Origin of the sequence: Alicycliphilus denitrificans (assembly GCF_044792555.1) — a bacterium.
GTDB lineage: Bacteria > Pseudomonadota > Gammaproteobacteria > Burkholderiales > Burkholderiaceae_C > Alicycliphilus > Alicycliphilus denitrificans_A.
The window spans coordinates 2,784,685-2,805,269 of sequence record NZ_CP126238.1 but is presented as its reverse complement, the minus strand read 5'-3'; the positions used below and the strand labels follow the sequence as shown (position 1 = coordinate 2,805,269).

Sequence of the window (20,585 nt, the reverse complement as noted above, 5' to 3'; positions counted from 1 at the left end):
TCAGCGCCAATCGGGGCGCGGGTTGGGGCGGCCGCCGGGTTGGCGGTCGTGCTCCTGGCGGCGCTGTTCGCGCTCGGCCTCGGCCTCGGCGCGGCGGTCGCGCTCGAACTGCTCGCGGCGTGCGCGCACCACGTCGGGGTTGGGGTGCTGCAGCAGTCGCTCCTCGCGCGCGCGGCGTTCCATTTCACGGCGGCGCTCGGCATCCCGATGCTCGGCGTCGCGGCGGCGCTCGGCCTCCCGGCGTTCGGCTTCGCGGCGCTCGCTGTCGCGCCGACGCTCGGCCTCCCAGCGCTGCGCGTCACGCTGGCGTTCCATCTCGCGGCGTTCGCGCGCCTCGCGCTCCCGGGCCTCGCGCCATTGGCGTTCGCGCCAGGCGTCCTCGCGCCAGCCGGGTGGTGGTGGCGGGTAATTGCGCCAGCCCACGGGTGGCGGGGGGTAGATCACGCCGGGTTGCTCATAGACGGTCACCGGCGATCCTGGGTAGTAGCCGCCGCCCCCGCCGTCATAGTAGGGATCGCCCGGCGCGGTGACGCAGCCCGCGGCCAGCGAGGCGAGCATGCCTGCGGTGGCAATGCGCAAAAAGGACGGGCGTAACAGGGGCATAAAGAGATCCCGGGGTAGTGGTGAGGACGCCGAAGAGTCGGCCGCGCCTGCTTGTGAGACGCACATACGGGTATTTTGGTTGACCCGGCGTGGCCTGATTTGCCGCTCTTTGCGCATTCTTCACGATCGTGTCGCCGTGTTTCACCATGCACCAGCAAAAAGCCCCGCCGAGGGGCGGGGCTTGGAGCTGTGCCAATGGGAGGGCGCTTCAGTCCATCGTGAGCTTCTGCTTGTCCACCACGGTCTTGTAGGCGGTGTACTCGGCCTTGATTTCCTGGGCGAACTTCTCGGGCGTGTCGGCGACGATCAGCGAGCCCGTGTCCTCGATGCGCTTGCGCACTGCCGGGTCCTTCAGCACCTTGTGCACGGCGGCATTCACCTTGTCCACGATGTCCTTGGGCAGATTCTTGGGGCCGATGATGCCGTAGTAGGCCATGCGGTTCACGTTGGGCGCGCCCACTTCGGCCAGCGTGGGCACGTCCGGCAGCACGGCCAGGCGCTGGGGCGCGGCCACCACGAGGGCGGTGAGGCGCTTGTCCTTGATGAAGGGAAGGGCCGAAGGCAGGTTGTCGAAGATCAGCGGAATCTGGCCGGCGACGGCGTCGTTGAGGGCCGGGCCGGAGCCGCGGTAGGGCACGTGGATCAACTGGGCGCCGGTCTCCAGCATGAACATTTCCATCATCAGGTGGCCGATGCTGCCGGTGCCGGGCGAGCCGAACGAGTACTTGCCGGGGTTCTTCTTGACCTCGGCCAGGAAGCCCTTGTAGTCCTTGCCGGCGAACTGCGGGTTGGCGGCAATGACATTGGGTGTGGCGGCGATGTTCACGACGGGCGTGAAATCGGTGAACACGTTGTAGGGAATCTTGGGGTTGATGGCCGGGTTGGTGGCCGTGGTGGAGACGGTGGCCATGCCCAGGTTGTAGCCATCGGGCGCGGCGCGCGCGGTCTCCGCCGCGCCGATGGCGCCGCCGCCGCCGCCCTTGTTCTCCACCACCACGGCCTGGCCCAGCTCGCGGCCCAGCGGTTCGGCCAGCACGCGGGCGATCAGGTCGGTGGTGCCGCCGGCGGCAAAGGGCACCAGCAGGCGTATGGGTTTGTTGGGGTAGCCCGACTGGGCGTGGGCGATGGTGCCGAACAATGCCAGGATGCCCAGGGTGAGGGCGCTGCGACGGATCATGCTTTATCTCCTGTTATGAAATATGCAAGCAAGCGAATGCCAGTGATGGCGGGAAGGTGCGCCGCCGTGGCGGCGCGGAAAATCAGACGGCCCGGCTCTCCTTGAGTGCGGCAATGGCCTGTGCGTCCAGGCCCAGCTCGCGCAGGACTTCGTCAGTGTGCTGGCCCAGGGCGGGCGGCGCAATCCGGTAGCTCACGGGTGTGGCGGAAAGGCGCATGGGGTTGGCCACGCTGGCCACGCTGGCAATGCCGTCGCCGGCGTCGCGCGCCAGTTCCAGGCGTATGCCGCGCGCGCGCACCTGCGGGTCGTCGAAGGCCTGGGCGATGGTGTTGATGGGGCCGCAGGGCACGGCCTTGTCCTCCAGCAGCGCAATCCACTCGGCCGTGCCGCGCGTGCGCATCAGCGGCTCCATCAGCGCCAGCAGGGCGGCGCGGTGGCGCACGCGCGCGGTGTTGGTGGCAAAGCGTTCGTCTTGCGCCCAGGCGTCATGGCCTACGGCGGCGCAAAAACGCGCGAACTGCCCGTCGTTGCCTATGGCCAGCAGCACATTGCCGTCGCGCGTGGCAAAGTCCTGGTAGGGCGCCAGGCTGGGGTGGATGTTGCCGGCGCGGCCCGGCGCCTGGCCCGTGGCCAGGAAGCCCGCGGCCTGGTTGGCCAGCACCGCCATGCCCACGTCCAGCAGTGCCATGTCGATGTACTGCCCCTCGCCGCTGGAGTTGCGCGCGTTGAGTGCGGCCAGGATGGCGTTGCTGGCATACAGGCCGGTGAACACGTCCACCACGGCCACGCCCACCTTCAGCGGGCCGCCGCCGGGTTCGCCGTCGGCATGGCCGGTGATGCTCATCAGGCCGCAGCCGGCCTGCACCATCAGGTCGTAGCCGGCGCGCTCGGCATACGGCCCGTCCTGGCCGAAGCCGGTGATGGAGCAATAGATCAGGCGCGGGTTCAGGGTCTTCAGGCTGGCGTAGTCCAGGCCGTACTGCGCCAGGCCGCCGACCTTGAAGTTCTCCACCACCACGTCGGCCTGCTGCGCCATGCGGCGCAGCAGCGCCTGGCCCTCGGGGTGGGCCATGTCCACGGTGATGCTGCGCTTGTTGCGGTTGCAGGCGGTGAAGTAGCTGGCCTGGCGCGTGTCGTGGCCCGCATCGTCCTGCAGAAAGGGCGGGCCCCAGTGGCGCGTGTCGTCGCCGGCCACGGGGCGTTCGACCTTGACCACGTCGGCGCCCAGGTCGGCCAGCATCTGGGTGCACCAGGGGCCGGCCAGCACGCGCGACAGGTCCAGCACCTTGATGCCCGCCAGGGCGCCATGGCTAGGTGTGCTCATTGTTGATGCAAAAAATGCTGAAAAAGCTTGTATGGTAAGCGCTGTCAGCTATTCTTTTCATCAGTTGGCAAAGGCCGCAATACCGGTCTGCGCGCGGCCCAGGATGAGGGCGTGCACGTCGTGCGTGCCCTCGTAGGTGTTCACCACCTCCAGGTTCACCAGGTGGCGCGCCACGCCGAACTCGTCGCTGATGCCGTTGCCGCCCATCATGTCGCGCGCCAGGCGGGCGATGTCCAGGGCCTTGCCGCAGTTGTTGCGCTTGATCAGCGAGGTGACTTCCACCACGTTCTGGTGCTCGTCCTTCATGCGGCCCACGCGCAGCGCGGCCTGCAGGCCCAGCGTGATTTCGGTCTGCATGTCGGCCAGCTTCTTCTGGATCAGCTGGTTGGCGGCCAGCGAGCGGCCGAACTGCTTGCGGTCCAGCGTGTACTGGCGCGCGGTGTGCCAGCAGGCCTCGGCCGCGCCCATGGCGCCCCAGGCGATGCCGAAGCGGGCGCTGTTCAGGCAGGTGAACGGGCCCTTCAGGCCGCGGATCTCGGGGAAGGCGTTTTCTTCGGGCACGAACACGTCGTCCATGACGATCTCGCCGGTGATGGAGGCGCGCAGGCCCACCTTGCCGTGGATGGCCGGGGCGGAAAGGCCCTTCATGCCCTTGTCCAGGATGAAGCCGCGGATCTGGCCCACGGTGCCGGATGCCTCGACCTCCTTGGCCCAGACCACGAACACGTCGGCCACGGGGCTGTTGGTGATCCACATCTTGTTGCCCTTGAGGCGGTAGCCGCCATCGACCTTGTAGGCGCGCGTGGCCATGCTGCCGGGGTCGGAGCCGTGGTCGGGCTCGGTCAGGCCGAAGCAGCCGATGTATTCGCCGGATGCCAGCTTGGGCAGGTATTTCTGCTTCTGCGCCTCGGAGCCGAACTCGTTGATCGGCACCATTACCAGCGAGGACTGCACGGACGCCATGGAGCGGTAGCCCGAGTCCACGCGCTCGATCTCGCGCGCCACCAGGCCGTAGCTCACGTAGTTCAGGCCGGCGCCGCCGTATTCGGTGGGGATGGTCGGGCCGAGCAGGCCCAGCTCGCCCATCTCGCGGAAGATGCTCACGTCGGTCTTTTCGTGGCGGAACATCTCCAGCACGCGGGGGCTGAGCTTGTCCTGGCAGTAGGCGCGGGCCGCGTCACGGACGGCGCGCTCGTCCTCAGTGAGCTGCTGGTCGAGTTGGAAGGGGTCGTCCCATTGGAAGGCGGCGCGGGTCATGGTGTTTCCAGTGCAAATGATGGCGGGGATGGAACCTATGCATGCATTGTGAGCATGGCATGGGGATGAGCGGCATCGTATCCCTGCTCAACGGGGTAGTGCAAGCGAGTTGTTTGCATTCAGAAATGAGTATTTCGAATATATGGCTAAGATGTGCCGATGCGACGACAACTGCCATCCACCCAGGCCCTGGCCTGTTTCGAGGCCGCGGCGCGGCACGAGAGCTACACCCGCGCCGCGCAGGAGCTCTCGCTCACGCAAAGCGCCGTCTCGCGCCAGATCCTGGCGCTCGAAGACCAGCTCGGCGTGCAGCTGTTTCGGCGCACGCGCCACGGCGTGGTGCTCACGCCCGCGGGCCGGCATTACGGGCGCCAGGTGGCGCGCTGGCTGCAGGGGCTGGAGCGGGATACGCTGGACGTGATGGCGCACCAGGGCCACGGCGGCGCGCTGTCGCTGGCGGCCGTGGCCACCTTTGCCACGCGCTGGCTGATTCCGCGCCTGCCGCTGCTGGCCGAGCGTCATCCGGAGATCGTGGTGCACATCGAGACCCAGACCCGGCCCTTTCTGTTCACAGACACGGGTTTCGATGCAGCTCTGTACGCCGGTACGCCCGAGCAGGTGGCCAACTGGCCCGGCGTGCAGGCGCTGCTGCTGATGCCCGAGGACGTGCTGCCCGTGTGCAGCCCGCGCCTGCTGGAGCAGGCCGCGCAGCGGTCGGGCATGCCGCGCGGCACTGGGCGCGCACACCAGGGCGTGCCGCCGCAGGTGCTGGCGCGGCTGCCGCTGCTCCAGCAGAGCACGCGGCCCTATGGCTGGCGCCAATGGTTCGATGCCATGGGCGTCCAGGACGCGCCGCGCGCGCTCGAGGGGCCGCGCTACGAACTCTTTTCCATGACGGCGGTGGCGGCGGCCCATGGCCTGGGCGTGGCGCTGATGCCGCCCATGCTCATCGAGGCCGAGATCGCGCGCGGCGAGCTCGTCGTGGCCTGTGCCCAGCCGCTGCGCGGCGAGCGCGGCTACTACCTGGTCAGCCCGGCCCAGCCCCAGCCGCCGGTGCTGGCGGCGTTTGCGCGCTGGCTGCAGGACATGGCTGCGGCCGGGCCAGTGGCCTAGGGCGTGTCGGCGCTCGCGCCGGCGGCCATGCGGCGCATGTCGTTGATGGAGCGCTCGGAGATCCGGTCTCGGGTGCTTGGCCCATTGCGCGCGGCGCCCGCTCGCAATACGCTGGCATGTACGCGGCGCCGGACAATGTGGTCATGGAACGCTTTGGGCGCCGCGCAATCCACTCTCTACAAGGAGTACCACTTATGGCCACCGCTCAGCCCATGTACCACGCACCCACATTCGAGCCTACCGTGGACGAGATCGCCACGCTCAAGCAGCTTGAGATGGGCGAAGCCATCGGAGTGCCGGATGCGCTCAAGCATCACCTGTCCGGGCGCTTGCTGGACTGGGGCTATATCGGCAAATCGCCGGCCGGTATTTTTCATATCACCGATACCGGGCGCAAACTCATCAGGCGCCAGGACAACTGACCAGTGCCGGACTCGCCGTCGTCCTACACGCCTGTGCGCCGCCCAGTTTTAAGGTGAGCCACTGCGGCAATTGCCAGATGTGCAGGCACTGGTGTCCTGGAGCTTCTGGGTGCGGTGTCGGGCGGCGGAGACGGACTCGCGCGGGCGGTGCCTATTGCGGGTGCACAGGCGTGGGTTGCGGTTTCGCCTGCCTGGGCTGGATTCATGCCGCGCCCTGGCTTGGCCGAAGGCCCCGTCAGCGTGCGGACAATGCAGCCCCCATGCGCATGCAGGTGCCGCAGCGGTCGGCAGCACCCCTGCAGGCAGCGTATCTGCGGGGACCGCACTTCGATTGGCGAAGGGCGTGAGGCACATTGCCGCTGCCGCGCAGAGGAGAGACGCAGAACGTGGGCGAGGAGGCCGATGACCATGATTGCATGCATTGCACCCATATCCCGCCAGCCGGCGGAGCCGCCCGTGGAGCCCGATGTTCCCGCGCCGCCCCCCGAGCCAGCGGATACGCCACCCCATGTGGCGTGAGGGACAAACTGCTGAGCCATCCAGCCCCGTGTTCGCGGGGCTTTTTCGTATGTGTGCAGGGCGGATGGAGCACTCCTCAAATTGTCTGCAGGTTCAGCAAGGCCGCCTCGATGGCCGCCGCCGTGGCCAGGGGTTGCTCCATCGGAAACAGGTGGCTGCCATCGAGCATCATCACCCGCCCCTGGGTGATGCGCTGCGTCAGGGCCATGCCTACCTGGCGCATCTCCACCGAGTCGCGCCCGCCGATGAAGGCCGCGGGGCATTGCAGCGGATGCGCCTGCAGCAGCCGTCCCAGGTTGTGCGGCAGGGTGTTGTAGATCTGGGTTTCCACGGCCCGGTCAAAGCTCAGCACGCGTTTGCCGTTCTGATCCTGCAGCCCATGGGTCACGTAATCCTGCAGTATGCGCGGGTCCCAGCGGGCGAAGGCCTGCTTGCGGCGAAAGTGCTCCAGCGCCTCCCCGGTGCTGGCCCAGCTGTTGCGCCGCGCGCGGCTGATGCGGCCGGGCGAGACGGCGCCCACCACCTGGGCCTGCTTGGCTATGCCGAGCGCTCCGGCGCGCCAGCCGCCGATCAGAGGCGAGTCGATCAGCAGCACGCCGCGCGCAAGCTCGGGGTGGCGCGCGGCCGCCATCACGCTCAGGAAGCCGCCCAGCGAGTGGCCCACCAGATAGGCCGGCATTCCCGTGCGCTGCTGCTGTTCGGCGGCGAAGTCGGCCAGCTGCTGCACCAGGTGCGGCCAGTTGTTGCTGACGGGGTAGCGCGCGTCATGGCCGTAGCGCTCCACGGCGCTGACCGAAAAGCCACGCGTGCGCAGCTCCTCGAACAGCACGCGGTAGGTGCTGGCGGGAAAGCTGTTGGCGTGTGAAAAGATGATGGGGGTCATGGAGATCGCTCGCTGTCTAGTGTGGTGCGCCGCTATTCGCGCACGCGCCGAAATGCGTGCGCCTTTCAAGCGTGCGCAACGCCGCAGCGGGCCGCTCAGCGGCTCGCCCGAAGGGAGCCCCCAGAAGGCGCCCATGCCGCGTTGCAGCCCTTGCCAAGGGATCGACCATTGGCTGCTGGCTGCTGGCTGCTGGCTGCTGGCTGCTGGCTGCTGGCTGCGCCTTGCCTGGACGCCTTCTGGGGGCTCTGAAAGTACAAAGAATAGCGGCGCACCACACTGGCAGCAGATCTTCGCACGGTCTTTACCTGGATTTTCCTGCTGCCAGGCCATGGACAGCTATGATCTTTTGCTCAGTCTAGGAGCCCCCTCTTGCCTGCTTTCCTGAGTTGCCCAAGGCACCAAGCCCCCCACGTACAGCCATGGGCGGGGCGCGTACGGCCGGTGGTGCTGGCCATCTTGCTGGTGCTGGCCCTGCTCGCGGCGGCGGGTGGCTGGTGGTATGTGAAGAGCCAGGCTGTGCGCGGCGCAGCCACGGGCCGCCCCGGTGGCGGGCCGCTCGCGCAGCCGGTGTCGGTGGGCGAGGTGCAGCGGCGCGACATGCGCGTGCTGGTGAGCAGCATAGGCAGCATGAACGCCCGCGCCACCACCGTGGTGCGCGCGCGTGTCGCGGGCGAGCTGCAGAAGATCTTCTTCAAGGAGGGCGACGAGGTGCACGCCGGTCAGCTGCTGGCGCAGATCGACGCGCGCAGCTACCGTGCGGCCCTGCAGCAGGCCCAGGGCACGCTGCAGCGCGACCAGGCGCTGCTGCGCAACGCCCAGCTGGACCTGCAGCGCTACCAGGAGCTGCAGGCGCAGAACTCCATTGCCGGCCAGCAGGTGGACACCCAGGCGGCCCTGGTGCAGCAGTACCAGGGAACGGTGACCGCTGACCAGGCACAGGTGGATGCGGCGCGGCTGCAACTGGAGTACACGCGCATCACCGCGCCGATTGCCGGGCGGCTGGGCCTGCGCCAGGCCGACCTGGGCAACGTGGTGAATCCCTCGGACGCCAATGGCATCGTGAGCATCACGCAGGTCCGGCCCATAGACGCGCTTTTTGCCGTGCCCGAGGCCCATGTGGATGCGATCGCCCGGCGCCTGGCCGAGAAGCGCGACATGCCGGTGGAGCTGTGGGACCGCGAGCAAAGAAACCTGCTGGCCCGGGGGCGCCTGAATGCGCTGGACAACGCCATCGACGCCACGACCGGAACCGTCAAGGCCAAGGCGGCGTTCGACAACGCACAAGGCCGGCTGTTTGCCAACCAGTTCGTGAACGTGAAGCTGCAGGTCGACCTGATAGAGCAGGCGCTCACGGTGCCGGCCTCCGCGATCCAGAACAACTATGTGTATCTGCTCAAGGACGATGGCACCGTGACACAGCGGCGCCTGGTCGTGGGCGTGACGGATGGCGACCGGGTGAGCGTGCGCGGCGAGCTGGAGCCGGGTGACCGGGTGGTCACCGACGGGCTGGATCGCCTGCGCGAGGGCGCCCGGGTGAGCGTGATCGCCGCGGACAAGGTGCAGCAGGTGGACCAGGCGGTGAGCGACGCGGCCGCCCGCCCGCGTGGCGCGCGCAACCTGCCGCCCGAGCTGCGCGCCAAGCTGGCGACGATGGCGCCCGAGGAGCGCCGCGCCTACCTGGAGAAGCTGCGCGCCGAGCGCGCGGCCAAACAGCCGGCAGGCCAGGGTGGCGCCGCAGCGCCCGCCGCATCCGCCGCGCGCTGAAGCGCCCCGCCGCGCAGCCCCGCCATGAACCTGTCGCGCCTCTTCATCCTGCGGCCCATCGCCACGTCGCTGCTGATGGTGGCGGTGCTGATCGCAGGCGTGCTGGCCTATCGCCTGCTGCCCATCTCGGCGCTGCCCGAGGTGGACTACCCCACTATCCAGGTCACCACGCTATACCCCGGCGCCAGCCCCGACGTGATGACCTCCAACGTCACCGCGCCGCTGGAGCGCCAGTTCGGCCAGATGCCGGGCCTGGCGCAGATGTCGTCCACCAGCTCGGGCGGGGCCTCGGTCATCAGCCTGCGCTTTGCGCTGGACATGTCCATGGACGTGGCCGAGCAGCAGGTGCAGGCGGCTATCAACGCCGGCGCCAACCTGCTGCCGGGCGACCTGCCCATGCCGCCGCTGTATAGCAAGGTGAACCCGGCGGACGCGCCGATCCTCACGCTGGCCATTACCTCGCCCTCGCTGCCCGTGACACGCGTGAACGACCTGGTGGAGAACCGCCTGGCGCCCAGGCTGTCGCAGGTGCAGGGCGTGGGCCTGGTGGCGATCGGCGGGGGGCGGCGGCCGGCCGTGCGCATACAGGCCAACCCCACGGCGCTGGCGGGCCTGGGCCTGACGCTGGAGGACTTGCGCAGCGCCATCGCCGCCGCCAACGTCAAGGCGGCCAAGGGCGGCTTCGACGGGCCCGAGCGCGCATCCACCATTGATGCCAACGACCAGCTGCAGTCCGCGGCCGAGTACCGCAACCTGATCATCGCCTTCAGGAACGGCAGCCCGGTGAGGCTTTCGGACGTGGCCGCCACCGTGGACGATGCCGAGAACACCCGCCTGGCCGCCTGGGCCGGCACACCGGACAGCGGCGTGCGCGCCGGCGTCATCCTGAACATCAAGCGCCAGCCCGGCGCCAACGTGATCGACACGGTGAACCGCATCCAGGCGCTGCTGCCCCAACTGAAGGAGACGCTGCCGGCATCGCTGGACGTGCAGGTGCTGACCGACCGCACTGTGACCATTCGCGCCTCGGTACGCGACATGCAGACTGAGCTGATGCTGGCCATCGCCCTGGTGGTGGCGGTGATCTTCGTGTTCCTGAGGAGCGGCACGGCCACGCTGATCCCGAGCTTCGCCGTGCCGCTGTCGCTGGTGGGCACCTTCGGCGTGATGTACCTGGCGGGCTTTTCCATCAACAACCTCACGCTGATGGCGCTCACCATCTCCACGGGCTTCGTGGTGGACGATGCCATCGTCATGATCGAAAACATTGCCCGGCATCTTGAGATGCCGGGCAATGTTTCGGCGCAGGCTCATGGAGCCGAAGGCTCCGTGAAGGACGCGGATGCGTCCGGCCGAAGCCAAAACACCCCGCCGTTCGCCATGACCCCTTTGGAGGCTGCGCTCAAGGGCTCCAAACAGATCGGTTTCACCATCATCTCGCTGACCATCTCGCTGGTCGCGGTGTTGATACCGCTGCTGTTCATGGGCGACGTGGTGGGGCGGCTGTTCCGCGAATTCGCCATCACCATGGCGGTGGCCATCCTGATCTCGGCCGTGGTGTCGCTCACGCTCACGCCCATGTTGTGCGCGCGGCTGCTCAAGCGCACGCCCGAGCAAAGCCATGGCCGGCTGTACCACGCCACGGGGCGCTTTCTGGACGGGATGATTGCCGGCTACGGCCGGCTGCTGGCCTGGGTGCTGGACCGCCGCGCGCTGACTTGGGGCCTGTTCCTGGCCACGCTGGCCATCACCGTGCTGCTGTACCTGGTGGTTCCCAAGGGCTTCTTTCCCACGCAGGACACGGGCACGCTGCAGGCCACGACCGAGGCCGACCAGTCGATCTCGTTCGCCGCCATGGCCGAGCGCCAGCAGGCGCTGGTGCAGCGGTTGCTGCGCGATCCGGCGGTGCAGAGCATCTCCTCCTTCATCGGCGTGGACGGCACCAACACCACGCTGAACACCGGCCGCCTGCTCATCGACCTCAAGCCCCATGGCCAGCGCGACGATGCGGCCACGGTGCTGCGCCGCCTGTCGGACGACACCCGCGACCTGCCGGGCATACGCTTGTTTGCGCAGCCGGTGCAGGACCTGACCATCGAGGAGCGCGTGGCGCGCACGCAATACCAGTTGCTGCTGTCCTCGCCCGACATGGCGCAACTCGAACGTAGCACTGCCGCACTGCTGGAGCGCATGCGCCGGCTGCCCGAACTGATCGACGTGGGCAGCGACCAGCAGAGCCACGGCCGCCAGGCCTATGTGGAGATCGACCGCGCCCAGGCCAGCCGCCTGGGCGTGACGGTGGCGGCCGTGGACACGGCGCTGTACAACGCCTTCGGCCAGCGCCTCATCTCCACCATCTTCACGCAGTCCAACCAGTACCGCGTGGTGCTGGAGGTGGCGCCGCAGTTCCAGCTGGGGCCCGAGGCGCTGCAGGCCATCCACGTGGCCTCGATCAGCGGGCCGCCGGTGCCTCTGTCCTCCGTGGCCCAGGTGCAGGTGCGCAGCATGGCGCTGGCGGTGAACCATGTGGGCCAGCTGCCGGCGGCCACGCTCTCGTTCAACACCGCGCCCGGCGTGGCCCTGGGCCATGCCGTGAAGGCAATCCAGGCCGAGATGCAGGCTGCGCGCGATGCGGGCGAGCTGCCGTTGTCGGTGGACGCGCAGTTCCAGGGGGCGGCGCTGGCGTTCCAGGCCTCGCTGTCGAACACGCTGCTGCTGATCCTGGCGGCGGTGATCACCATGTACATCGTGCTGGGTGTGCTGTATGAGAGCACCATCCACCCCATCACCATCCTGTCCACGCTGCCGTCGGCGGCGGTGGGGGCGCTGCTGGCGCTGCTGCTCGCCGGGATGGAGCTGGACATCATCGCCATCATCGGCATCGTGCTCTTGATCGGCATCGTGAAGAAGAACGCCATCATGATGATCGACTTCGCGCTCGAGGCCCAGCGCGACCAGGGCCTGAGCGCGCGCGAGGCCATCTTCCAGGCCTGCCTGCTGCGCTTTCGGCCCATCCTCATGACCACGCTGGCGGCGCTGCTCGGGGCCTTGCCTTTGATGCTGGGCCAGGGGGTGGGCAGCGAGCTGCGCCACCCGCTGGGGGTGACGCTGGTGGGGGGCTTGCTGCTGAGTCAGTTGCTGACCTTGTTCACTACGCCGGTGATTTATTTGACGTTTGAGGGGTGGGCGCAGAGGTGGCGTGGGGTTGGGGCGAAAAATGCTTGAAGCCCTTCGTTGTCAAGCGCTGGTAGCTCTTCTTTTTGATGTGACTGGCCGGGACTCGCCCCGGCGGGCGAGGTACTTTTCTTTGCTTCGCCAAAGAAAAGTACCCAAAAGAAAGGCGACCCCAAGTCTGCGCCCCCTTCGCTTGCGCTACGGGGCAAACCTGTGTCGGGGCGCTTGCGGGGTGGCATGCGCGCTGCGACGCGCATGCCACCCCGCAAGCGCCCCGACACAGGCGCAGCCCCAGGGGTTTGAACAGCCCGACACGGGCCATCGCTGCGCTCGGCCTCGCATGGCGCAGGCGCGCCTTTTCTTTGCTTACTTTCTTTTGGCGAAGCAAAAGAAAGTGAGTGCGCCGCCGGGCGCATATCCCGGCCAGCGACATGGAAGCACGCAGCCGGGGCATAAAACGGATAACAGGCAAGGGGAGCAAGCGTGAACCCCTCCGCCCTCTTCATCCACCGCCCCATCGCCACCATGCTGCTCACCCTGGGCCTGGTGCTGGCCGGGGCGGTGTCGTACTTCCTGTTGCCCGTGGCCCCGCTGCCGCAGGTGGATTACCCCACCATCTCCGTCAGCGCCAGCCTGCCTGGCGCCAGTCCCGACACCATGGCCGCCACGGTGGCCACGCCGCTGGAGCGGGCGCTGGGCGCGATCGCCGGGGTGAACGAGATCACCTCCAGCTCCAGCCTGGGCAACACGCGCATCACGCTGCAGTTCGACCTGTCGCGCACCGTGGACAGCGCCGCGCATGACGTGCAGGCCGCCATCAACGCCGCGCGCACGCTGCTGCCCACCGGCATGCCCAGCAACCCCACCTACCGCAAGGTGAACCCGGCGGACGCGCCCATCATGATCCTGGCGCTCACCTCGGGCAGCCTCACGCGCGGGCAGATGTACGACGCGGCCTCCACCGTGCTGGCGCAAAAGCTCTCGCAGGTCGAGGGCGTGGGGCAGGCGGCAATCAGCGGCGGCGCGCTGCCCGCGGTGCGCGTGGAGCTCGATCCCGCCAGGCTGGCGTCCCACGGCATCTCGCTGGAGCAGGTGCGCGGCGCCATCACCAGCACCAATGCCAACCGCCCGCTGGGCGCGCTGGAGCGCGGCCAGCATTACTGGCAGGTGGCGACCAACGACCAGGCGCGCGTGGCGGCCGACTATGCGCCGCTGGTGCTGGCCTGGCGCGCCGGCAGCGCCGTGCGCCTGTCGGACGTGGCCCGGGTGACGGATTCGGTGCAGGACGTGCGCAACTACGGCGTGGCCAACGGCAAGCCGGCCATCCTGCTGCAGATCTACAAGCAGCCGGGCGCCAATATCCTGGACGCGGTGCAGCGCGTGCGCGCGCTGCTGCCGCAGCTGCAGGCGTCGATTCCGGCGGCCATCGACATCACGATCGTCTCCGACCGCACGCCCACGCTGCGCGCCTCGGTGCAGGAGGTGCAGCGCGCGCTGCTCATCGCCGTGGCCCTGGTGATCCTGGTGGTGTTCCTGTTCCTGCGCCGCCTGCGCGCCACGCTGATCCCGGCCGTGGCCGTGCCGGCGTCGCTGGCGGGCACCTTCGGCGTGATGTACCTGGCGGGCTATACGCTGGACAACCTCTCGCTCATGGCCCTGACGGTGGCCACCGGCTTCGTGGTGGACGACGCCATCGTGGTGCTGGAGAACGTCATGCGCCACATGGAGCGCGGCAAGAGCGCGCTGCAGGCGGCGCTGGACGGCGCGCGCGAGATCGGCTTCACCGTGGTCTCCATGAGCCTGTCGCTGATCGCGGTGTTCGTGCCGATTTTGTTCATGGGCGGCATCGTGGGGCGGTTCTTTCGCGAGTTCGCGGTCGTCATGTCCTCGGCCATCCTGGTGTCCATGGTGGTTTCGCTCACCACCACCCCCATGATGTGCGCGGCGCTGCTGCGCCCGCCCCGGGCGCAGGCGCAGCCGGGACCCTGGCGCACGCGGCTTGCGCGCCTGGGTGCGGCCGCCCAGCGCCGCTACCGCCGCAGCCTGGCCTGGTGCCTGCGCCACCAGCCGCTGGTGCTGCTGGCGCTCGCCGGCGTGGTGGCCCTGAACGTGCAACTGTACGTGAGCATCGACAAGGGCTTCATGCCCGACCAGGACACGGGCCGAGTGCTGGGCTTCATACGCGCCGACCAGGCCACGTCCTACCAGGCCATGGAGCAGCGCCTGAAGCGCTTCCTGGCCATCGTGCAGGAGGACCCGGCCGTGGAATACGTCACCGGCTTCACCGGCGGCGGCCAGCGCAACGCGGCCAGCATGTTCATGACGCTCAAGCCCTTGTCCGAGCGCAAGGTGTCGTCGGACGCGGTCATCGCCCGGCTGCGCGACAAGCTCAGGAACGAGCCCGGTGCGCGCCTGTTCATGATGACGCAAAAGGACATACGCATAGGTGGGCGCCAAAGCAGCGCCTCCTACGACTACACGCTGCAGGCCGACGACATCCAGGACCTACGCGCCTGGGAGCCGCGCATCCGCCAGGTGCTGTCGACCCTGCCCGAGCTGGAGGACGTGAACAGCGATGTGCAGGACTACGGCCTGCAAACCACGCTGGAGATCGACCGCGACGCCGCCACGCGCCTGGGCCTGACGGTGGCGCAGATCGACGCCACGCTGAACAACGCCTTCGGCCAGCGCCAGGTGGGCGTGATCTTCAACCCGCTGAACCAGTACCGCGTGGTCATGGAGGCCGCGCCGCGCTACCTGCAAAGCCCGGAGACGCTGCGCGGCTTCTTCTTCGTCAACCGTGCAGGTCAGCAGGTGCCGCTGACGGCGTTTGCGCGCATCAGCAGCACCAGCACGCCGCTGGCCGTGAATCACCAGGGCGGCACACCCGCCAGCACCATCAGCTACAGCCTGGCGCCGGGCGTATCGCTGTCGCAGGCCAACGACGCCATACGCGGCGCGGTGGCCGGCCTGGGGGTGCCGGTGTCGGTGCGTGGCAGTTTCAGCGGCACGGCCGGGGCCTTCCAGCAGACGCTGGCGGGCCAGCCGCTGCTGATACTGGCGGCCATACTCACCATCTACCTGGTGCTGGGGGTGCTCTACGAGGACCTGGTGCACCCCATCACCATTCTGTCCACGCTGCCCTCGGCCGGGGTGGGGGCGCTGCTGGCGCTGATGCTGTTCAAGACCGAGTTCTCGCTGATCGCGCTCATCGGCGTGATGCTGCTCATCGGCATCGTGAAGAAGAACGCCATCCTGATGATCGACTTTGCGCTGGAGCGCCAGAAAAGCGGCCGCGCCACGCCCGTGCAGGCCATCTACCGCGCCTGCCACCTGCGCCTGCGCCCCATCCTGATGACGACGCTGGCCGCCATCTTCGGCGCGCTGCCGCTGGCCCTGGGCCGCGGCATAGGCGCCGAGCTGCGCCAGCCGCTGGGCATTGCCATCGTCGGGGGCCTGCTGGTGAGCCAGTTGCTCACGCTCTACACCACGCCCGTGGTCTACCTGCTGCTGGAACGCCTGCGCCGGCGCCTGCAGGCACTGCGCAAGAGCAGACCGGCGGTTTTTAGTGAAATAGGGCTCTAACGCTTACAGGACAAGCGCATGCAGCTATTAAATATGAAATTTTTCGGGTTGGCGGCCCTGGCCATGCTGGCCGGCTGCGCCGCGCAGCCGCCCTACCAGCGCCCCGCCATAGCGCCGCCCGCGCAGTTCAAGCGCGCCACGCCCGCGGCCCAGGCTGCCGGCATCTGGCGCCCGGCCCAGCCGCAGGACGCGGCGCTGCCCCAGCAGTGGTGGCGGCTGTTTGGCGACCCCGAGCTCGACCGCCTGCAGCAGCAGGCCGCCGATGAGCGCCTGGGCAACCCCGGCATCGCCCAGGCCGTGGCGCGGCTGCGCGCCGCCCAGGCCGCGGTGGCCGGCAGCCGCGCCGGCCTGCTGCCCGCGCTGGGGGCCAGCGGCGGCGCCACCCGCGCACGCGGCGCGGCCGGCACCGGCACGGGCGGCGGGGCGGCCGCCAGCAGCTACACCCTGGGCCTGAATGCCAGCTGGGAGCTGGACCTGTGGGGCCGCCTGTCGGGCGCGGTGGATGCCAGCGTGGCCAGCGCCCAGGCCAGCAGCGCCGACCTGGCGGCGGCCCGCCTGTCGCTGCAGGCGCTGCTGGCGCAGACCTACTTCGCGCTGCGCGCCGCCGAGGCTCAGGGGCTGCTGCTGCAGGACACCCTGAACGCCTACGAGCAAAGCTGGCAGCTCACGCGCAACCGCGAGCGCGCGGGCGTCGCCTCGCCCGCCGACGTGGCCCAGGCCGAGGCGCAGTACAAGAGCACGCAGGCGCAGCTGCTCGAAGCGGCCACCAGCCGCGCCCAGCTGGAGCACGCGCTGGCGGCGCTGCTGGGCCTGGCGCCCGGCGCGTTTGATCTGCAGGCCACGGGCGCACTGCCCGCGCCGCCCGCGGTGCCGGCCGAACTGCCCGCGCAGCTGCTGCAGCAGCGCCCCGACATCGCCGCCGCGCAGCTGCGCGTGGCCGCGGCCAATGCCCAGGTGGGCGTGGCCCAGGCCGCGTACTTCCCGGCGCTCACCCTGTCGGCCGCTGCCGGCTACCGCGGGGCGCAGCTGCGCGACCTGGTGAGCGCGCCGCATCTGTTCTGGTCGCTGGGCCCGGCGCTGGCGTTGTCGCTGTTCGATGGCGGCGCGCGCGGCGCCGCCGTGGAGTCGGCCCGCGCCGCGCTGGACCTGGCCTCGGCCGGCTACCGCCAGAGCGTGATCACGGCGCTGCAGGAGGTGGAGGACAACCTCGTGGCCGCCACGGCGCTGGCGCAGGAGCAGCAGCTGCAGTCCGAGGCCGTCGCCGCCGCGCAAAGGGCGCTTCAGATCGTCACCAACCAGTACCAGGCCGGCACCGTGGGCTATCTCAACGTGCTCTCGGCCCAGGCCACGGTGCTCGCCGCCCGGCGCAGCCTGATCGACGTGCAAAACCGCCGCCTGACGGCGGTGAACACGCTTCTGAAGAACGTGGCGGGGCGTTGGGCGTACACCGAGGGCTAGTCCCGAGTTCCTCATCCAACTCCTTGATGGTGCGCGACAAGGGGGACTGATCGATATGCAGCTTTGTCTGCGGCACGGCCAAAGTGGAGTTCTTCTACTCACAAGACAGCCTGGACGCCATTGCAAGGCAACTCAATCAACGCTCACGCAAAACTCTGGGATACAGAACACCTGCCGAAATGTTCGATGAGCGCGCCGGAAGGCTCGACGCCGACAACCGCCTTGATCTTGTCCGGATACCGGTTGGCCAGCGTGTACGCGAAGGTGCTGCCCTGGCTGTGCACGGTAATGACGCAGGGGCAGACCTTGTTCACCAACGCGTCGTAGGCACGCAGGGTGGGCTCGTCGTTGGTGACCCAGCGCGGAACGCCCTGCTTCATGAACTGGTCGAACGAGGCGATGGGAAACTACGTGTCGGGATAGGCGCGCCGGCTGGCGGCGCTGTCGTAGCTGTCGGCTGGGCCGATGCGGAACAGCTCTCACCCCTCCTTCTTGGTGCGGAACACCGGCTCGCTCTTGAAGATTTCCGGATAGCGCGCCCACGAGGCGCGGCCGCGCTCCACCGCGTCGGAGACGTAGACATCGTGGCCGGCGGCGACGAAGTACGTCTGCCAGCCCGGCTGCCCGTCGGGCTTGGTCTCCCAGGTAACGCCCGTCAGGCCGCCGCCGTGCCACATCAGCATCGGATAGTGCGCGCGCCGGGACTGTGGGGCGAGCTTGACGTACTGCGTGTACATCTGATCGACTTCGAACTCGCCGTTCGGATCGAGCAGCGTGGGCGGTGAGGTGGGTGTGAAGCGCACATCCTTCTTCGGCATTCCGCTCAGCACGACCGAGCGCCCGCCGGTGTGAAAGCTGCCGATCTCGGCCACCGCCACCGGTGTCATGGATCCGCTGACGCACCCTAAAAGTCCCACCGCGCTGGCTGTCACGACGGCGATCATCATTTGTTTGTGCATGTCAGTCTCCTGATATGTTTTCGTTTCTCGGCCTTGATGTTGGCACTCTTAATCACACTGACTCAGACCTGCTGTTCGTAAAGTGGGGCATCGATACGCTGTGCGAATACCATCCAAATTTTCTAGCTGACTCTGTAGGTAACTTTTCCCCGACGAGTCATTCCGCCTTGATGCCGTTGTCTTGAATGACCTGTCTCCATTCGGCGAGCTCCTTGGCGACGAACTTGTCCAGAGCCTGTGGGTTCATGTAGATAGCAAACGCGCCCTGCTCTTCGATCTTTTTCCGGTAGGCATCGCTATCAACAATCCTCGCGACTGCAGCAGTCAGCTTCTCGACAACATCCTGCGGCGTTCCGGAAGGTGCGAACACCGCGAACCAGGACTCCACCATATAGTTGGGCATGCCTGTCTCGGCGGCAGTCGGTACTTCCGGTGAAGTCCCCTCGAAAACCTGAACCACCCGGAAGTAGAGAATTCCCCCAGCCGGAGTCTCTACATGAAGAAATCCAGATTCAGTGAAACCCAGATAGTCGGCCTCCTCAAGGAGGTCGAGATGGGCGCCAAGGTCGGCGAGACGTGCAGGAAGCACGGCATCAGCGAACCGACCTACTACAAGTGGAAGAGTCAGTTCTCGGGCATGACGGTCTCACACCTGGCCCAGTTGCGCGAGCTGCAGGAAGAGAACGCCAAGCTCAAGCGCATGTACGCCGACCTGGCGCTGATGCACCACGTGCTCAAGGATGTCGTTGACCGAAAGCTCTGACCCCGGAGCGTCGCGAGATGGTCGTTCAAAGCCTCATGACCGAACATGGCATGAGCCAGCGCCGGGCCTGTGCCGCCAGCGGTATTGCCCGCTCCACGCTGCGCTACCGGCCTGTGCCACGCGACGACTCCGGGGTCATCACCTTCATCCAGACCTACATGGCGCTCAATCCGCGTCACGGGTTCGGGCTGCTGTACGACAGTGCCCGCCACCAAGGCAAACCCTGGGGCAAGACGGTGCTGTGGCGCGTGTATTGCGAGCTGAAGCTGAACCTGCCCCGGCGGGGCAAGAAACGACTGCCGTCGCGCATCAAACAGCCTTTAGTGGCTGCGGGCCAGCCCAATCAGGGCTGGAGCTGCGACTTCATGTCCGATGCCTTGTGGTCTGGCCGGCGCTTCAGAACCTTCAATGTCATCGACGAGTTCAACCGCGAAGGGCTGCGCATCGAGGTCGATACGAGCCTGCCCGCTGCGCGGGTCATCCGCGCCTTGAACGAGTTGGTGGAAGTCCGAGGTGCGCCGCTGTCGATTCGCCTGGACAACGGGCCCGAGTTCATCGCCGATGCGCTGGCGAAATGGGCGCAGTCCAAGGGCATTGCCCTCAACCACATCCAGCCTGGAAAGCCCACGCAGAACGCCTATGTGGAACGATTCAACAAGACCTACCGCACCGAGGTGCTGGACTGCTACGTGTTCGAGTCACTGCAGGAAGTGCGCGACATGACGGCCGACTGGCTGCGCCGTTACAACCACTACCGACCACATGAATCCCTAGGCCGAATCCCCCCGGTCGAGTACCGTGTCAAACTGTTCCCCAACCTCTACTTCTGACTGGCTCAGGAATTCGAGGGGACTTCACCGGTAGGGAAGGATGCCGTTTTGGGCCTGCATAGGCCAAAGCCTTCAGGTTTCCTGAGCGCACCTGGCCAATGATCGATGGCGGAGTAGTCACAAACAGATCCACCTGTCCGCTGATCAAGTCGGCGATAACGGGGCCGGCCCCCTTGTAGGGGACATGTGTCATCGACACCCCCGCCTGCTTGCCGAAAAGCGCCCCAGCGATATGCTGGATGGAGCCATTACCGGAGGAAGCGTAGAACAAGCCACGCTCATCCTTCTTGGCATAAGCGATGAGTTCGCTAAGGTTACGTGCCGGAACCTTGCCGGACACGGCCACGATGTGAGGCGCGCGCATGACCAGGGCCACTGAACTGAAGTCCGAAGGCTTCCAGCGTGCCTGAGGAAACAGTGCCGGATTGCCGACGTGGTAGCCCGAGTATTGAAGCAGCAAGGTGTAGCCATCCGGCTTGGCACGCGCCACCGCCTCAGTCCCGATGTTACCGCTGGCACCCGGCTTGTTTTCCACGACCACTGGCTGGCCAAGATTCTTGGCGAGTTGCTCACCAATCAGCCGCGCCACGATGTCTGTCGACCCGGCTGGTGCGCTGGGAACGACGATCGTAATCGGGCGGTTGGGATAGGCATCTGCCGCGCATGCCACAGACGCAACGCCCGAGATGCAGAGCGCCGCTAGAGCGGCCATACCGTTTCTTTTCATGCTTGTCTCCTTGAGTGTTGGCGGGCA

Annotated in this window: 14 protein-coding genes and 2 pseudogenes; 7 read left to right on the top strand and 9 right to left on the bottom strand. The window is 67.6% G+C overall.

Annotation, left to right across the window (positions count from 1 at the left end):
* The 4 genes from P7644_RS13300 to P7644_RS13285 all read right to left on the bottom strand — a co-directional run bounded on the left by P7644_RS13300 (position 1) and on the right by P7644_RS13285 (position 4,361).
* On the bottom strand, positions 1–603 hold the full coding sequence (locus P7644_RS13300) for a hypothetical protein (protein WP_404299743.1): 603 nt from the start codon (positions 601–603) through the stop codon (positions 1–3).
* Between the two features lie 208 nt (positions 604–811).
* A complete protein-coding gene (locus tag P7644_RS13295; RefSeq protein ID WP_404299742.1) occupies positions 812–1,780 on the bottom strand; it encodes a tripartite tricarboxylate transporter substrate binding protein BugE in 969 nt (322 codons plus the stop codon).
* An 82-nt stretch (positions 1,781–1,862) separates the two neighbouring features.
* Positions 1,863–3,104 carry a CaiB/BaiF CoA transferase family protein gene (locus tag P7644_RS13290; RefSeq protein ID WP_404299741.1) on the bottom strand — a complete coding sequence of 414 codons (1,242 nt, stop codon included), beginning with the start codon at positions 3,102–3,104 and terminating at the stop codon, positions 1,863–1,865.
* A gap of 60 nt (positions 3,105–3,164) precedes the next feature.
* Positions 3,165–4,361 (bottom strand): acyl-CoA dehydrogenase, encoded by a 1,197-nt coding sequence (locus tag P7644_RS13285; protein ID WP_404299740.1) that lies wholly within the window; start codon positions 4,359–4,361, stop codon positions 3,165–3,167.
* 159 nt (positions 4,362–4,520) lie between these two features.
* Here P7644_RS13285 and P7644_RS13280 point away from each other — a divergent pair, with 159 nt between their 5' ends.
* Together P7644_RS13280 and P7644_RS13275 are read left to right on the top strand one after the other, a co-directional pair.
* Positions 4,521–5,474, top strand: a complete 954-nt coding sequence (locus P7644_RS13280) for a LysR substrate-binding domain-containing protein (RefSeq protein ID WP_404299739.1) — start codon at positions 4,521–4,523, stop codon at positions 5,472–5,474.
* Positions 5,475–5,668: 194 nt separating this feature from the next.
* The gene (locus P7644_RS13275) at positions 5,669–5,896 is read left to right on the top strand and encodes a hypothetical protein (RefSeq protein ID WP_404299738.1); all 228 of its coding nucleotides are present in this window, start codon (positions 5,669–5,671) and stop codon (positions 5,894–5,896) included.
* A 595-nt stretch (positions 5,897–6,491) separates the two neighbouring features.
* Here P7644_RS13275 and P7644_RS13270 read toward each other — a convergent pair.
* Positions 6,492–7,298: an alpha/beta hydrolase gene (locus P7644_RS13270; protein ID WP_404299737.1), complete on the bottom strand. Its 807-nt coding sequence runs from the start codon at positions 7,296–7,298 to the stop codon at positions 6,492–6,494.
* Between the two features lie 444 nt (positions 7,299–7,742).
* On the opposite strand from P7644_RS13270, the gene P7644_RS13265 reads away from it, so the two are divergent.
* The 4 genes from P7644_RS13265 to P7644_RS13250 all read left to right on the top strand — a co-directional run bounded on the left by P7644_RS13265 (position 7,743) and on the right by P7644_RS13250 (position 17,279).
* Entirely contained in the window at positions 7,743–9,062 is a 1,320-nt protein-coding gene (locus tag P7644_RS13265; RefSeq protein WP_404299736.1) for an efflux RND transporter periplasmic adaptor subunit, read from the top strand.
* A gap of 24 nt (positions 9,063–9,086) precedes the next feature.
* On the top strand, positions 9,087–12,287 hold the full coding sequence (locus P7644_RS13260) for an efflux RND transporter permease subunit (RefSeq protein ID WP_404299735.1): 3,201 nt from the start codon (positions 9,087–9,089) through the stop codon (positions 12,285–12,287).
* Positions 12,288–12,761: 474 nt separating this feature from the next.
* Positions 12,762–15,821, top strand: coding sequence for an efflux RND transporter permease subunit (locus P7644_RS13255; RefSeq protein WP_404303199.1), 3,060 nt, complete (start codon positions 12,762–12,764; stop codon positions 15,819–15,821).
* A 33-nt stretch (positions 15,822–15,854) separates the two neighbouring features.
* Positions 15,855–17,279: an efflux transporter outer membrane subunit gene (locus P7644_RS13250; protein WP_404299734.1), complete on the top strand. Its 1,425-nt coding sequence runs from the start codon at positions 15,855–15,857 to the stop codon at positions 17,277–17,279.
* 1 nt (position 17,280) lies between these two features.
* On the opposite strand, the pseudogene P7644_RS13245 reads toward P7644_RS13250, so the two are convergent.
* The 3 genes and pseudogenes from P7644_RS13245 to P7644_RS13235 form a co-directional block, all read right to left on the bottom strand.
* Positions 17,281–17,374, bottom strand: a pseudogene (locus tag P7644_RS13245) (LysR family transcriptional regulator); the annotation flags it as partial.
* Between the two features lie 93 nt (positions 17,375–17,467).
* Positions 17,468–18,238, bottom strand: a pseudogene (locus tag P7644_RS13240) (esterase); the annotation flags it as partial.
* A 157-nt stretch (positions 18,239–18,395) separates the two neighbouring features.
* Positions 18,396–18,641, bottom strand: a complete 246-nt coding sequence (locus tag P7644_RS13235; RefSeq protein WP_404299733.1) for a tripartite tricarboxylate transporter substrate-binding protein — start codon at positions 18,639–18,641, stop codon at positions 18,396–18,398.
* 93 nt (positions 18,642–18,734) lie between these two features.
* Between P7644_RS13235 and P7644_RS13230 the strand changes: the two genes are divergently transcribed.
* A protein-coding gene (locus tag P7644_RS13230) for an IS3 family transposase (protein WP_404299148.1) occupies positions 18,735–19,831 on the top strand; the annotation gives its coding sequence in 2 pieces (ribosomal slippage) (positions 18,735–18,987 and positions 18,987–19,831; 1,098 coding nt in all).
* On the opposite strand, the gene P7644_RS13225 is transcribed toward P7644_RS13230, so the two are convergent.
* Positions 19,803–20,558 carry a Bug family tripartite tricarboxylate transporter substrate binding protein gene (locus P7644_RS13225; RefSeq protein WP_404299732.1) on the bottom strand — a complete coding sequence of 252 codons (756 nt, stop codon included), beginning with the start codon at positions 20,556–20,558 and terminating at the stop codon, positions 19,803–19,805. The two genes, P7644_RS13230 and P7644_RS13225, sit on opposite strands and share 29 nt — an antisense overlap.
* Positions 20,559–20,585 lie beyond the last annotated feature (27 nt).